Annotated in this window: 13 protein-coding genes and 1 other RNA gene; 8 read left to right on the top strand and 6 right to left on the bottom strand. The window is 23.8% G+C overall.

Annotation, left to right across the window (positions count from 1 at the left end; translation table 11 throughout):
• Positions 1-79: 79 nt before the first annotated feature.
• Positions 80-868, bottom strand: coding sequence for a tRNA pseudouridine(38-40) synthase TruA (gene truA, locus AB4W46_RS00770; protein ID WP_367678642.1), 789 nt, complete (start codon positions 866-868; stop codon positions 80-82).
• A 420-nt stretch (positions 869-1,288) separates the two neighbouring features.
• Between truA and thrA the strand changes: the two genes are divergently transcribed.
• From thrA to thrC, 3 genes are read left to right on the top strand one after another with little or no spacing between them, the layout of a single operon-like run.
• Positions 1,289-3,736 (top strand): bifunctional aspartate kinase/homoserine dehydrogenase I, encoded by a 2,448-nt coding sequence (gene thrA / locus AB4W46_RS00765; RefSeq protein ID WP_367678641.1) that lies wholly within the window; start codon positions 1,289-1,291, stop codon positions 3,734-3,736.
• Positions 3,737-3,754: 18 nt separating this feature from the next.
• Positions 3,755-4,687 (top strand): homoserine kinase, encoded by a 933-nt coding sequence (gene thrB / locus AB4W46_RS00760; protein ID WP_367678640.1) that lies wholly within the window; start codon positions 3,755-3,757, stop codon positions 4,685-4,687.
• 5 nt (positions 4,688-4,692) lie between these two features.
• A complete protein-coding gene (gene thrC / locus AB4W46_RS00755; protein ID WP_367678639.1) occupies positions 4,693-5,979 on the top strand; it encodes a threonine synthase in 1,287 nt (428 codons plus the stop codon).
• A 49-nt stretch (positions 5,980-6,028) separates the two neighbouring features.
• On the opposite strand, the gene ychF is transcribed toward thrC, so the two are convergent.
• Positions 6,029-7,102: a redox-regulated ATPase YchF gene (gene ychF, locus AB4W46_RS00750; RefSeq protein WP_367678638.1), complete on the bottom strand. Its 1,074-nt coding sequence runs from the start codon at positions 7,100-7,102 to the stop codon at positions 6,029-6,031.
• Between the two features lie 457 nt (positions 7,103-7,559).
• On the opposite strand from ychF, the gene rnt reads away from it, so the two are divergent.
• Positions 7,560-8,192, top strand: a complete 633-nt coding sequence (rnt, locus tag AB4W46_RS00745) for a ribonuclease T (protein WP_367678637.1) — start codon at positions 7,560-7,562, stop codon at positions 8,190-8,192.
• Positions 8,193-8,253: 61 nt separating this feature from the next.
• On the opposite strand, the gene grxD is transcribed toward rnt, so the two are convergent.
• A complete protein-coding gene (gene grxD, locus AB4W46_RS00740; protein ID WP_367678636.1) occupies positions 8,254-8,574 on the bottom strand; it encodes a Grx4 family monothiol glutaredoxin in 321 nt (106 codons plus the stop codon).
• Positions 8,575-8,733: 159 nt separating this feature from the next.
• Here grxD and ssrA point away from each other — a divergent pair.
• Positions 8,734-9,089, top strand: a transfer-messenger RNA (tmRNA) gene (gene ssrA / locus AB4W46_RS00735).
• A gap of 43 nt (positions 9,090-9,132) precedes the next feature.
• Here the strand turns inward: ssrA and nadK are convergent.
• On the bottom strand, positions 9,133-10,020 hold the full coding sequence (nadK, locus tag AB4W46_RS00730) for an NAD(+) kinase (protein ID WP_367678635.1): 888 nt from the start codon (positions 10,018-10,020) through the stop codon (positions 9,133-9,135).
• 130 nt (positions 10,021-10,150) lie between these two features.
• Between nadK and AB4W46_RS00725 the strand changes: the two genes are divergently transcribed.
• Positions 10,151-10,483 (top strand): hypothetical protein, encoded by a 333-nt coding sequence (locus AB4W46_RS00725; protein ID WP_367678634.1) that lies wholly within the window; start codon positions 10,151-10,153, stop codon positions 10,481-10,483.
• Between the two features lie 21 nt (positions 10,484-10,504).
• On the opposite strand, the gene ung is transcribed toward AB4W46_RS00725, so the two are convergent.
• Positions 10,505-11,182, bottom strand: coding sequence for a uracil-DNA glycosylase (gene ung, locus AB4W46_RS00720; protein ID WP_367678633.1), 678 nt, complete (start codon positions 11,180-11,182; stop codon positions 10,505-10,507).
• Positions 11,183-11,276: 94 nt separating this feature from the next.
• Between ung and AB4W46_RS00715 the strand changes: the two genes are divergently transcribed.
• Complete coding sequence (locus tag AB4W46_RS00715; protein WP_367678632.1) at positions 11,277-11,861, top strand: peroxiredoxin; 585 nt, start codon at positions 11,277-11,279, stop codon at positions 11,859-11,861.
• A gap of 87 nt (positions 11,862-11,948) precedes the next feature.
• On the opposite strand, the gene AB4W46_RS00710 is transcribed toward AB4W46_RS00715, so the two are convergent.
• Positions 11,949-12,671 (bottom strand): DUF2076 domain-containing protein, encoded by a 723-nt coding sequence (locus tag AB4W46_RS00710; protein ID WP_367678631.1) that lies wholly within the window; start codon positions 12,669-12,671, stop codon positions 11,949-11,951.
• Between the two features lie 151 nt (positions 12,672-12,822).
• Between AB4W46_RS00710 and gyrA the strand changes: the two genes are divergently transcribed.
• Positions 12,823-15,351 (top strand): DNA topoisomerase (ATP-hydrolyzing) subunit A, encoded by a 2,529-nt coding sequence (gene gyrA / locus AB4W46_RS00705; protein WP_367678630.1) that lies wholly within the window; start codon positions 12,823-12,825, stop codon positions 15,349-15,351.
• The last annotated feature ends 37 nt before the right edge of the window (positions 15,352-15,388 follow it).

Raw genomic sequence — 15,388 nt, 5'->3', positions numbered from 1 at the left:
TTATAAATATTTACCAATAAAATTATTAAAAACGGTTTTTATCATTAATAATATTAATAAATACAATATAGTATTATATTTAAAAGAGAAAAGATGGAATTTTAAAACATTTCGGGTAATCAATAGAAAATAAATACAAACCATTTGAAATAGCTGTAGGAGAACAATAATGACGATTCCTTTTTTTTAAAACATATTTTATCCAATCGGGTTTTTTTTTCATTTGACCAATATTAATTAAACAACCTACAATATTTCTCACCATGTATTGTAAAAAAGAATTTGCTTTAATATCAATAAAAATAAATCTTTTAAATTGAAAAACATTAATATAAACTATCTTTCGATAAGGAGTGAAAGACCGACAGGTACTAGATTTAAATGAACTAAAATCATGCTCTCCAACAAGTAATTGACTAGCTTTATACATTAATTCCACATTTAAAAAACTATAAATATGGCTTACATAATTGTATAATAAAGAAGACCTAAAAGAGCTATTATAAATGACATATCGATAACATCGAGCAATTGCGCTATGTCTAGCATCAAATTTATAATCAACATTTTTAATCCATTGAATCGAAATATCATGAGGTAAATAGCTATTAATACCTAATATCCATGAAATATTATTACGAATTGCAGTAGTAGTAAAATGCGCAACTTGACCAACGCTATGTACTTTAGCATCTGTTCTTCCCGCACAAATTAATTTAATGGATTGATTTGCAACATTGGATACCGCCTCTTCAACTAATTGTTGAATACTTAATATTCCTGATCTTTGACTCTGCCAACCGTGATAATTACTACCATTATATTCAATTCCTAATGCAAATTTAACAAAGTTTATATTATAAATCATAACATAACCCTAAAATAAAAATATAAATAATACAAATATCTTATTAAGATCATTAAAATAAAAAATGATTAAAAATAATACTGAGAATTTAAAAATTATAAAATACATAAAAATCAAGAAAAATAAAAAAACATAAAATATAATTTCTAAAAATAAATTATATAATATATAAAAATATTAATTACACCAATTAACATAAATATATTTAAATAAAATAAATGAAAATAAATAATATATTTATATTAATAATTTTTATAACATATAAAATAAAAAATAATATAATTAAAAAATAAATAAAAATATAAAATAAAAAACCAATAAAAAAAACCAATAACAATTGATAAAAATGAAAAATTTATGGTAAAAATAAAGTAAAAATATGTATTTATATTTTTTCTAATAAAGGACAATAAAAATTAAATGAAAATACTTAAATTTGGCGGAACTTCTTTATCAAACTCAAAAATGTTCTTATTGGTATCAAATATTATTGAAAAAAAAATTCAATATCATGATATAGCAGTAGTACTATCTGCTCCTGCAAAAATTACAAATTATCTTGAAAAAATCATAAAAAATATAAAACAAAAAAAACAATCAAAAGAAATATTTGATAAAATTAGAAAAATATTCTATATTTTAATATATGAATTAAATGAATCTCAAAAAAACTTTCCATATACAAAACTTATAGAATATATTGATGAAAAAATAAAAAAAATAAAAAAATTAATAAAAAAAATTAAAAAAGAAGACACCAAAAAAGAAAAAATTTATGCACAAATTATATCTACTGGAGAAATCCTATCGATAAAAATTATGACAAATTTGTTTATTGCTCGTAAATATCCAATATTTATATTAAATCCAGTAAAAAACATTATAGCTAATGATAATTATTTTAATGCAACTGCAAACATCAAAGAATCAAAAATTAAAATTGAAAACTTAAAAATACCAAAAAAACACACTATATTTATGCCAGGATTTATTGCCGGGAATAAAAAACAAGAACTAGTAACACTAGGAAGAAACGGATCTGATTATTCTGCAGCAATATTATCAGTTTGTTTAAATTCTAAAACATGTGAAATTTGGACTGATGTTAATGGAATATATACAGCAGATCCAAAAATACACTCAAAAGCAAAATTATTAACTTCAATATCGTATCAAGAGGCAATCGAATTATCATACTTTGGAGCTAAAGTACTACACCCAAATACCATTCTACCTTTATCAAAATCTAATATTATATGTATTATTAAAAATACATTTTTTCCAAAAAATAGTGGTACAAAAATTACACCGACAACAGAAAATAACAATCAAAAAATTAAGGGTATTACACACGTTAATAATATTTCATGCATTACAATAAAAATATATAAGAAAATAAATTTTTCTAAAATTATAAAAAAAATTTTAAATATTTTAAATAGTAAAAATATTCATATACTATCCATACAAAAAAGAGTTTTTAAAAAGCATTTCATTATTTATATTCATAATATACCCAACCATGACGTTTCATTATTAATAAAAAATAAATTATGCAATGAACTAGAAGAAATAATCTTTAAAATTGTTAGTATTATTAATCAATTAAAAATGATATCCATCATTAGTACAAATTTAAACAACGATTATGATAAGCAATTAAAAATATTTTCTATAATAAAATATACAAATCTTAATATTCTAGCAATAAAAAATCAATTATCACAAAACTCTATTTCAATTATTACTAATAATGTTAATATAAATGAAAATATTAACATTATACACAATAAGCTATTATACAATACAAAAATTGTGGAAGTATTCATTATTGGAGTTGGAGGTGTTGGAACAGCATTAATTAAGCAATTAAAAAAACAAATCCAACCACTAAAAATGCAAAACATAAAAATTAAAATCTGCGCTATTTCAAATTCTAAAAAAATGTTAATTAACTTAAATGGAATTGAATTAAAAAACTGGAAAGATCAACTGAATTATTATGGTGAAATTTTTTGTATAAAGAAAATGATCAAATATACAAAAAATATATGCTTATTTAATCCAGTAATTATAGATTGTACTGCGAATCAAAAAATTTCTGAATCATATTATACAATTTTAAAAAACAATATTCATATCATTACACCAAACAAAAAATCTAATTCAAATAATTGGATCGAATACCAAAAAATTAGACAAATATCAATACAAAAAAATAAAAAATTTCTTTATGAAACTAATGTTAGTGCTGGTTTACCAATTATACATACATTAAAAAACCTATTTAATTCAGGTGATAAACTTATTCATTTTCAAGGAATATTATCAGGATCATTATCATTTATATTTGGAAAACTAGAAGAAGGATTATCAATTGTAGAAGCAACAATTATGGCAAAAAAAATGGGATTTACTGAACCAAATCCAAAAGATGACCTATCAGGAATAGACGTTGCAAGAAAACTATTAATACTAGCTAGAGAAGCAGGATATAAATTAGAATTAAAAGATATTAAAATCAATCCAATATTACCAAAAAAAATGATTGATATTGATAATGAAGACAGATTTATAGAAAAATTATCTGAATTAAATGAATATTTTTTTCAAAAAGTAAAACACGCAAAAAAACAAAATAAAGTATTAAGATTCATTGGAACAATTACAAAAAAAGGATGTTGTCACGTAAAATTAGAAGAAATTGATCAATCAAATCCATTATATAATGTTAAAAATGGTGAAAATGCATTAACGATATACAGTAAATATTATAATCCAATACCATTGGTTTTAAGAGGTTACGGTGCAGGAAATGATGTTACAGCTTCTGGAATTTTTTCTGATTTACTAAAAATATTATCATAATAGTTAGGAAATTTAAATATGATAAAAATCTACGCACCTGCTTCAATCGGTAATATCAATGTTGGTTTTGATGTATTAGGAGTTGCAATTGCTCCAAAAAATGGATCTCTTCTAGGTGATATCGTTACCATTAAACCAGATAATCATTTTCATGTTAATAATATTGGTAAATTTTCATTTCAATTGCCAAAAAATATAAAAAATAACATCGTATGGAAGTGTTGGAATAATTATTGTAAAATAATTGGTAAAAAAATATTAGTTTCAATAACATTAGAAAAAAATATGCCAATCGGTTCTGGATTAGGTTCAAGCGCTTGTTCTGTAGTTTCAACTTTAGTAGCAATAAATAAATTTTGTAATAAACCATTAAATTCTCAACAATTATTACATATTATGGGAAAAATAGAAGGAGAAATCTCTGGAGACCCACATTATGATAATGTCGCTCCTTGTTATTATGGAGGTTTACAATTAATTATCAATGAAAATAATCTTATTAGTCAACCAATACCATTCTTTAAAAAATGGATATGGATAGTAGCGTGGCCTGGTATTAAAATTTCTACCTCAATTGCAAGATCAATTCTACCATCACAATATGATAAAAAAATATGTATTAAACATAGTAGATTATTATCAGGATTTGTACATGCATCACATACAAATCAAGAAAGTTTAGCTATAAATTTAATGAAAGATATCATTGCTGAACCATATCGCATGAAATTAATTCCAAACTTTCTACAAATAAAAAAAAAAATATTAAAACTTGGAGCAATAAATTTCGGTATTTCTGGATCTGGTCCAACTATTTTTGTTATTTGCAATAAACAAAAAAATGCCATCATAATATCTGAATGGTTATCAAAAAATTATCTAAAGAACAAATATGGTTTCGTACATATATGTAATTTAGATACCATAGGTACTAGAGAGATAGGAGAATAAATTTTATGAAACTATATAATTTAAAAAACCATAATGAAGAAGTTAATTTTTTACAAGCTGTAAAAATGGGTCTAGGAGATAACCAAGGATTATTTTTTCCAACAGAATTACCAATTATACCAAAATATGCATTAAAAGAATTAATTGAAATGGATTTTTTAACACGAAGTGTAAAAATTATTTCTATGTTTATAGGAAATGAAATAGAAATACATGACTTAACAAAATATGTTCATAATGCCTTTGCATTTTCTGGTCCCATTATTGTACCAGTTACAAAAAATATATCTTGTTGTGAATTATTTCATGGACCCACTTTGGCTTTTAAAGATTTTGGTGCTCGATTCATGGCACAAATTATATCACATTTTAATGATAAAAATGATAAATTTACAATTCTAACAGCTACTTCTGGAGATACCGGTGCAGCTGTAGCACATGCATTTTATAAATTAAAAAATGTTAAAGTAGTTATACTTTATCCAAAAGGTAAAATTAGTAAATTACAAGAAGCTCTATTTTGTACTTTAGGAGAAAATATCACTTCAATTGCTATTGAAGGTAGTTTTGATGAGTGCCAAACTTTAGTAAAACAAGCATTTAATGACAAACAACTAAAAATAAAAACAGGATTAAATTCTGCTAATTCTATTAACATTAGTAGATTATTAGCACAAGTATGTTATTATTTTGAAGCTTATGCTTTAATTCCTGATATAAAAAGAAAAAATCTAGTTATTTCTATACCTTGTGGAAATTTTGGAAATTTAACTGCAGGGCTTTTATCAAAATCTATGGGATTACCAATTAAATCATTCATTGCTGCTACTAATGTTAACGACACTGTACCAAGATTTTTAAAAACTGGAATATGGAATCCATATAATTCTATTTCTACAATATCTAATGCCATGGATATCAGTAGACCAAATAACTGGCCAAGAGTAGAAGAATTATTTCGTAGAAAACAATGGTCACTCAATGAATTAGGATTTGGAAATGTATCAGATTGTGTTACTATCGAAACATTATTAACACTGAATCATATGGGTTATGTTTCTGAACCACATGCCGCTGTAGCATACAAATTATTACAAGAACAACTAAAAGAAAATGAATTTGGATTATTTTTAGGAACAGCACATCCTGCTAAATTTAAACATCTTGTTGATAGTATATTAAATACAAACCTTAAATTACCTAAAGCTCTAGAGGAACCATCAAAACTTCCAATCTTATCATATGATATGAAACCAAGTTTCGAAAAACTAAAAAAATTTTTAATATCATAAAATCATTAGAGAAGAAAGAATTAATTTTCTTCTCTAAAATATAATAAAATTATATTTTAAATAAAAATTGTATAATATCTCCATCTTGTACAATGTATTTTTTTCCTTCACTACGTATTTTACCTGAAGATTTTAATGAATTATTTTTATAATTTTTTATAAAATCTGTATAACTCACAACTTGAGCACGAATAAAACCTTTATAAAAATCTGTATGTATTTTTTTAGCTGCTTCAATGCTTGTAGTTCCTATTTTTATAGTCCATGCTCTTATTTCTTTTTTACCAGCAGTAAAAAATGTTTGTAATTTTAATAATTTATATCCATATTGAATAATATCATTAATTTTAGATTCTTTATTTTTCACAAGATTTACGTTATTACAATTATGTAGTTTTAAATACGGTTTTTTTGATTCTTCGAAAATTCTTATTGGTATGCATGAATTATTTTCTTGACAAACAAAATCTAACATTTTTTTTAAAGATTCATTATTTTCTATATTATTAGAAATGTTTGCTATGTACATAATAGGTTTCAGTGTAATAAAATTATATTCACGAATCAAAATTAAATCTTCAGATGTTAGATTCAAAGTTTTAATCATATTTCCATTTTCTAAATGATTTAAACAAAACTCTAAAATTTTTATTTTTTTATTTAAAATCTTTTTATTATTTTTTAATTTTAATAATTCTAATTGACATAAATTTAAATCCGATAAAATTAATTCCATATTAATGACTGATATATCATGTATTGGATCAATTTTATTATTAACATGAATAATACTATCATCATTAAAACAACGTACGACATGTATAATAACATCAGTATTACGAATGTGATTTAAAAAACGATTACCTAAACCTAAACCTTTCGATGCCCCCTTTACTAATCCAGCAATATCAACAAATTCCATATAAGTAGTAACAATATTCTTTGAACAAAGAAGTTTTGATAAAGAATTTAATCGATCGTCAAATACTGCAGCCATACCAATGTTTGGTTTAATCGTACAAAAAGGAAAATTTTTTGCTGGTATTTGTGATGTAGTTAAAATATTAAATAACGTAGATTTTCCAACATTTGGTAATCCTATAATCCCGCATTTAAAACCCATAATATATCCTTAAAATATAAAAATAATGCTCAAATATAATACAAATAATTATTATGAATTTAATTATAGAAAATAAAAATATAGAAAATTATTATCAACGAATAATATTAAAATATTCTAAAATTCTAAATCATCCTTATCGAAAAATAAATAACCATTAAAAATTATGATCAAATAAAATTATAAAAAATATTAAAATTCATATAATGTGATAGAAATCAATAAATTATATGAATCATTATCATTAATAAATAATTTAAATGTAAATATCATAATATTTTCATGTTTTAATTCAAAACCTCAATATTAAAATATAAAAATTAAAAATAATAAAATTAAATAAATAAAATTTATTAAAAGTATTTTAAAAAACCGTAAAAATAAAAATTTTATGTAAAATATTAATTTAAAATGTAAGGAATGAAAAATAATTGTTCTCAATGTATGATCGAATCCCATGAAACATAACAATCTAAATGAAAGATTTCGTAAATTTTATCCTGTAGTAATTGATGTTGAAACCACTGGTTTCAATCATAAAAAAAATGCATTACTTGAAATTGCAGTAATCACACTACAAATGGATAAACATGGTTGGTTAAAAAAAGAAAAAACAATACATTTTCATATTAAACCATTCAAAGGATCATTAATAGAAACAGAATCTTTACAATTTAATAAAATTGATCCATTTAATCCACTAAGACAAGCAGTAACAGAATTAGAAGCATTACAATGTATTTGTGATATTATACAACAAAGTATGAAAAAAAATAAATGCAATAAAAGCATTATCGTTGCTCATAATGCACATTTCGATCATAAATTTATTATGCAAGCTATAAAAAGATGCAAAATTAAAAATCATCCGTTTCACAATTTTTCAACTTTTGATACAGCAACTTTAAGTGGTTTAGCAGTTGGTCAAACGGTATTAGCTAAATCATGCAAAGCATTCGGACTAAAATTTAATAATCAAAATGCTCATTCTGCATTATATGATACATTAAAAACTGCTCATTTATTTTGTACAATAATTAATAAATGGAAAACTTTAGGTGGTTGGCCTCCAAATATTCAAAAAAATTAATATGAAAATTAGATTAATGAATAAAATACATTAATCTAATTAATTAATAAAATTAAGATATTTATTTCTTACATTTTTTTTTCTGTAAAAGTTTTTCTAATTCACCATTATTTAACATTTGTAAAATAATATCACAACCTCCAATTAACTCTCCATGAACCCATAGTTGAGGAAATGTTGGCCAATTAGAATATTTCGGCAACTCAGAACGAATATCTTCATGTTCTAAAATATTTACATATGCAAATTTTATCCCACAAGATGATATTGCTTCTACCGCACGAGAAGAAAAACCACAACTTGGTGAATCTGGTGAACCTTTCATATAAATTAAAATAGGATTTTCTTGAATTTGTTTTTGAATTATTTTTATGACATTCATATATTCCTCGCAAATCTATGTATAAAAAATATGATTAAGATTTACTAATAATATTAATATAAAATAATATTTATTTTAATACAATATTTTTATTGACATTTATATTTTATCAGTACTATGATACATAGTATTAAATTTATAAAAATATTATAAATATATGGGGCTGATTTTGGATTCGACAAAATTATCCAATGTTTTAGTTCATGCCGAGGTTCGGTGGCCTCGATAAAAACCGAAAAATAATAAATGCAGAAAAAGAACAATACGCTTTAGCAGCTTAAAAAACTAATAAAGCCCTTTTAATTCTTATTACTCTTTAAAAGAAATATAATAAAAGGTTAAAATAAAGAGATCATCATCATAAACGATTCTCATAGTTTATATGATTATAATATGAGATAAGTATTGAAAATATTTTCTTTTATATTACAATACTGAAATAAATAAAAGAATAAGCATGTAATTACTAAAATTGTAGAAATTTTGGACGCGGGTTCAAATCCCGCCAGCTCCAAAAACATTAAGACAATAAAATACATTAAAAAATAATGCTGTAATTCAAATATATTTTTGAAAAAAACCTGTTGACCAATTTAATTTTTTTCGTAAAACATTTAAATAATGATATTTTTTAGGATGAATAAAATTAATATGATATTTACTCTTATAAACAAATATGGTATTTTCATTTTTAATAGGTAAAATAACTTGACCATCACACATAATCTGTAAAGTATCATTTAAATTCAATAACTTTAACATAATAATTTCTTTATTATTAATAACCAATGGACGTGCAGATAAAGTATGAGGAAACATTGAAACGATAACAATCACAGGTGATGCTGTTGACAAAATTGGTCCACCAGCTGATAAAGAATATCCTGTTGAACCCGTTGGTGTAGATATGATCAAACCATCTGATTTCTGATAAAATGCTAATTTTTTATCAATATAAACTTCAAATTCAACCATACAAGAAACTTTTGAAGATCGCAAAACAATCTCATTTACAGCAACATTATTTTTATATACTTGATGATTTAATACATTTACCTCCAACAGAAAACGCTTTTCTAAAGAATATTTTCCAGATAAAATTTTTGATAAATTATAAAACATAGTATCTGGATGAAGATCAGTTAAAAAACCTAAATTTCCACAATTAACTCCAATAATCTTAATGGGATAACAGGATAATTTTCTTAACATGCACAACATATTTCCATCGCCACCAATTACTATTCCTAAATCACATGTTCTTCCAATTTGAATTACTGTAGCAGTATTAGGATTATTTAAATTAAGAAATTTTGAAATTTGATCCTCAATAACAACATGATACCCTTTTTTTATTAACCAATGGTATAAAATAGTATGTGTCAAAAATGAACTTTTATTACGAGGAGATCCTAAAATAGCAATCCAATTAAATTGTATTATCATTATTTATATATACCTTCATGAATACAAAAATAAAAAAAATAATAAAATTTATTTTATCTGATTGAACAAACCATGAAAATCCTTATAATAAAAGAATCAACTCTCAAAAAAACAACAATATTATAATTATATGGAAAAAAAAAACAATCATATCAATGATCATGAATTACATCAATTACAAGAAAAATTGCAAAATACAATCAACAAATCAAAAAAAATAAAAAGAATATTTCAAGAAGATATTCAAAATATTAAAAAAAAATCTAATAAAATCATTCACAATATTAAAAAAAAAAACTTAACAAATTTTGTAAATAAAATTTCGAAAATAATGAAAAAATTCGATAAAATATTTAAAATTTCTAAAAAAAAATCATTAGAAAAACATTCAATTATTCAAGGAATAAAATTTACAATGCAATCAATATCTAAAACAATCAAAGATTCTCAAAATTTAAAGTAAAAATTAATAAAAATAAGATTCTTACCAAAGAATAGGACATCTATTCTGATTCTTTAAAAAAATATTTGATTTTGAAAAATGACAACAACCGAAAAAACCTAAGTATGCTGATAATGGAGATGGATGTGATGCACATAAAACAAGATGATGATTATGATTAATAATCCTTTTTTTCATTTGAGCAGAATTACCCCATAATAGAAATACTACTCCATTCAAATAATCATTAATATATTGAATAACACTATCGGTAAATTCTTGCCAACCTATATTTGAATGTGATTTAGGTTTTCCAGATTCAACAGTTAAAATAGTATTCAGCAAAAACACACCTTGAATAGCCCATTTTGTTAAATCACCATTATTATAATAATTTTTTGGTAATGATAAATCATTTATAATTTCTTTATATATATTAATCAAAGATGGTGGAATCACACAACCCTCTTGAACCGAAAAAGCTAATCCATGAGCTTGATTAAAATTATAATATGGATCTTGACCAATAATCACTATTTTAATTTTATGAAATGGTGTAAAACGAAAAGCATTAAATACATCGAATTTATTTGGATAAATAGTTTTTTTTCTTCTTTCTTGAGATACAATATTTAAAATTTTTAATAATCTTGATTTATTTTTATGAAAAATATGTTTCCAATTTAATAAATTAATCAATATAATACACCATAAAATCATATTGCAGTACATAGAATGTAAAAAAATAATACATTATAAAAAGATTAAAAAATATAAAAATAAAAATAAATTTCTAAATTACAGAGGGAATAAAATGAATCTAGTAACTCATTATGCACCAAATTTTATTGCTCCAGCTTTATTAAAAAATGGATCCATTGTTGATAATTTTAATTTTAAAAAAGAAACCCAAAAAAAAAATATCGTATTATTTTTTTGGCCAATGGATTTTACGTTTGTTTGTCCAACAGAAATTATTTCATTTAATGAGAAATATCCAGAATTCCAAAAAAAAAATACAGAAATTATTGGAGTTTCAAGAGATTCAGTATTTGTACATCAAGCTTGGCAGAATACTCCAATTAAAAAAGGAGGAATTGGAAAAATACAATATACATTAATATCAGATATTCAAGGTAATATTCAAGATAGTTATGATGTTGCTCATCCAATTTTAGGAGTTTCTTTAAGAGCTACATTTGTTATCGATACTAATGGTATTATTAAACACCAAATAGTAAATGATTTACCATTTGGTAGAAATATTAATGAAATTCTTAGAATCATTGATGCTATACAATTCCATGAAAAAAACGGTGATGTTTGCCCAGCGAATTGGAAATCCGGAAAAAATGCTATGCACCCATCAAAAGATGGATTAATAAAATATTACAATTAAAATATAAATTCATCATAAAAAACCAGCATAAAAAATCTATGCTGGTTTTATAAAAAAATGAATATTAAAAATCTATACTATTCATCATTATAAAAAATTATCATCTAAATCATTCATGTCATCCATGTCATTCATATCATCATCATGGTAATCATCATGGTAATCATCATGATCTTGATGAGAAACAGGAGCATCATTTTGATTCGTATCAGTATTATGAATACTATTATTAGTGTGGTCAACATTATCATCAGAATTCAAATTTAAAGAATGATTATGATGATGCAGTGAAGCATTAGAACCAAAATCATGATGATACAATAAATTAGTTAACATATTACCAGCTACCATTCCTCCTGCAACTCCAACAGTAGTCTGTAAAATATTACCTAAAAAACTTGATATACCTCCGCTCTTATTACATTTTCCATGATTATAAGAATAATTCTGATCAAAATTATTTTTTTCAAAATATTTTTGTTTATCATAATGATCATCATTCATATTATTTGTATTATAACGAGTATTGGAACCCAAAAATCCATTATTAGAATTATTAGATAAAAAACTACTACTTTTTTTATTTACTCCTGATTTCATTTTTAATTGATGATTTTTACGATTCAATTCTTGAATCACCATATCCTGAACTAAAAGCGTTTGTACCATATAATATAATGAATCATCACTGTTTTGAAATAAATAATTAATAAATTTCTCTGCTTCTGTATCTTTATTAGGAGTATCAAGAGAAATATTTTTCAATTTTTTAAATAAATCCGTAATTAATTTTTTTTCTGAATCTTTCATAAATGTTCCTATAATTGTTAAAAATTTTTATTACATGTGTATATTTAAACAATGTAATATAATTATGAAAAAGAAATTTTAGTTATATCTTTTTAATATGATATAATTTTATATTAATTATAATTATATTACCATCAAGAGAAATAAATATATGACAGACTTTTTAAAAAATATTCAACAAGTCGATATTGAAAAAGAACTTAAAACATCATATTTAGATTATGCGATGTCTGTAATTGTAGGTAGAGCATTACCTGATGTACGTGATGGATTAAAACCAGTACATCGTAGAATATTATTTGCTATGAAAATATTAAACAACTATTGGAATAAACCTTATAAAAAATCCGCTCGTGTTGTAGGAGATGTCATAGGAAAATATCATCCTCATGGAGATTCTGCAGTATATGAAGCAATAGTAAGAATGGCTCAACCATTTTCTTTAAGATATACTTTAATTGAAGGACAAGGAAACTTTGGTTCTATTGATGGTGATGCAGCAGCTGCTATGCGTTATACAGAAATTAGAATGTCAAAAATCGCACATGAAATACTAGAAGATCTTGATAAAAATACTGTTGAATTTTTAACAAACTATGATGAAACAGAAAAAATACCAGAAGTACTACCAACAAAAATACCGAATTTACTTATTAATGGATCTTCTGGAATTGCTGTTGGAATGGCTACAAATATTCCACCACATAATTTAAATGAGGTAATTAATGCATGCTTAGCATACATTGATAATAATGATATTACATTAAAAGAACTAATGAACTATATACCAGGACCAGATTTTCCAACATCAGGTATTATTAGTGGGTATCAAGGAATAGAAAATGCATATCGAACTGGAAAAGGTAAAATTTATATTCGAGCACAACATAAAATTGAAACACAAATTAAAAATAAAAGAGAATCAATTATCATATACGAATTACCATATCAAGTAAACAAATCATTATTAATTGAAAAAATTGCTGAACTTGTAAAAGAAAAAAAAATAGAAGGCATTCATGCTTTAAGAGATGAATCAGATAAAGATGGTATGCGTATTGTAATTGAAATTAAAAAAGATACTATAAAGGAAATATTATTAAACCAATTATATGTATTGACACAAATGCAAATTTCTTTTGGTATCAATATGGTAGCATTGTATCATGGTCAACCAAAATTAATGTCATTAAAAAATATTTTAAAATGTTTTATATTGCATCGTGAAAATATTATTACAAGACGTAGTATTTTTGAATTAAAACAAGCAAAAAAAAAAGCTCACATATTACAAGGATTAGCTATTGCATTAAATAACATCGATAAAATTATTCAAATTATAAAAAACTCTGTACAAACAAAAATAGCAAAAAAAAAACTATTATCTCAAACATGGGAAGTGGATAAAAAAAATATTAAAGATATGAACCAAAAATTTAATATTTTTGAAAATTTTAATCATGAAAAACAAAAATACCAATTTACTGAAAAACAAATTCAATCAATTTTAGATCTTCGATTAAATAAACTTACCACATTAGAAAATAAAAATATTTTAAATGAATACCAAAAACTCAATATAAAAATCAAAAAACTATCAAAAATATTAAATCATCACGATACAATGCTACAAATTATTAAAAAAGAATTAATAAGCATTCAAAAAATATTTGGTGATAAACGTAAAACAGAAATTATTGAAAATAATACTGAAGTAGAAATTGAAGATATGATAAACAAAGAAGATGTTGTTGTAACATTATCACATTCTGGATATGTAAAATATCAACCACTATCAGATTATGAAGCACAACATAGAGGAGGTAAGGGAAAATCTGCCGCAAAAATTAAAGAAAAAGATTGTATCGAAACTTTATTAATTACTAATACTCATGATACTATTTTATGCTTTTCAAACAAGGGAACTTTATATAGGATAAAAGTATATCAACTACCAGAAGCTAGTAGACATAATAGAGGAAGACCTATTATTAATCTAATACCGTTACATCCAAAAGAACGAATAACAGCAATTTTAAATTTAAATAATAATATTGAAAACAAAAATGTATTCATGCTAACAGCTAACGGAATTGTAAAAAAAACTGCACTCAACATATTTAAAAAACCAAGATCTACAGGAATGATAGCAATTCACTTAAAAGAAAAGGATGAACTAATTGGAGCAGCAATTACAAATGATAATGATAATATTATGCTATTCAGTAAAAAAGGTAAAGTTGTACATTTTTCAGAAAAAGAAGTGCGTAAAATGGGAAGAACAGCATATGGTATTAGAGGTATCAACATAGATGCAGATGATCAAGTGGTATCTTTATTAGTACCACATGAGAATGGTCAAATTTTAACAGTAACAGAAAATGGATACGGTAAAAGAACAAAAATTCAACATTTTCCAATTAAATCTAGAGCAACCAAAGGTGTTCGATCAATAAAAATCACTAAAAAAAATGGAGTTGTAATTAGCGCTATACAAGTACTTGAAAATGATCAGATTATTCTCATTACTAATGCTGGAACATTAGTTCGTACTCGAGTTTCTGAAATCAGAACATTAGGTAGGAATACTCAAGGTGTTATTTTAATAAGAACAACAAAAAACGAAAAATTAGTAGCAGTACAAAAAATTTCTAAAAATCACTTTCAAGTATTACGTTAAATTCCAATCATTATCTTTTTGAAAAATTCAAAACTCA

This window comes from Buchnera aphidicola (Panaphis juglandis) (assembly GCF_964059065.1).
GTDB classification, from domain to species: Bacteria; Pseudomonadota; Gammaproteobacteria; order Enterobacterales; family Enterobacteriaceae; genus Buchnera_L; species Buchnera_L aphidicola_AM.
The sequence above is the reverse complement of the archived record's forward strand: the minus strand, read 5'-3'. Positions and strand labels throughout refer to the sequence as shown.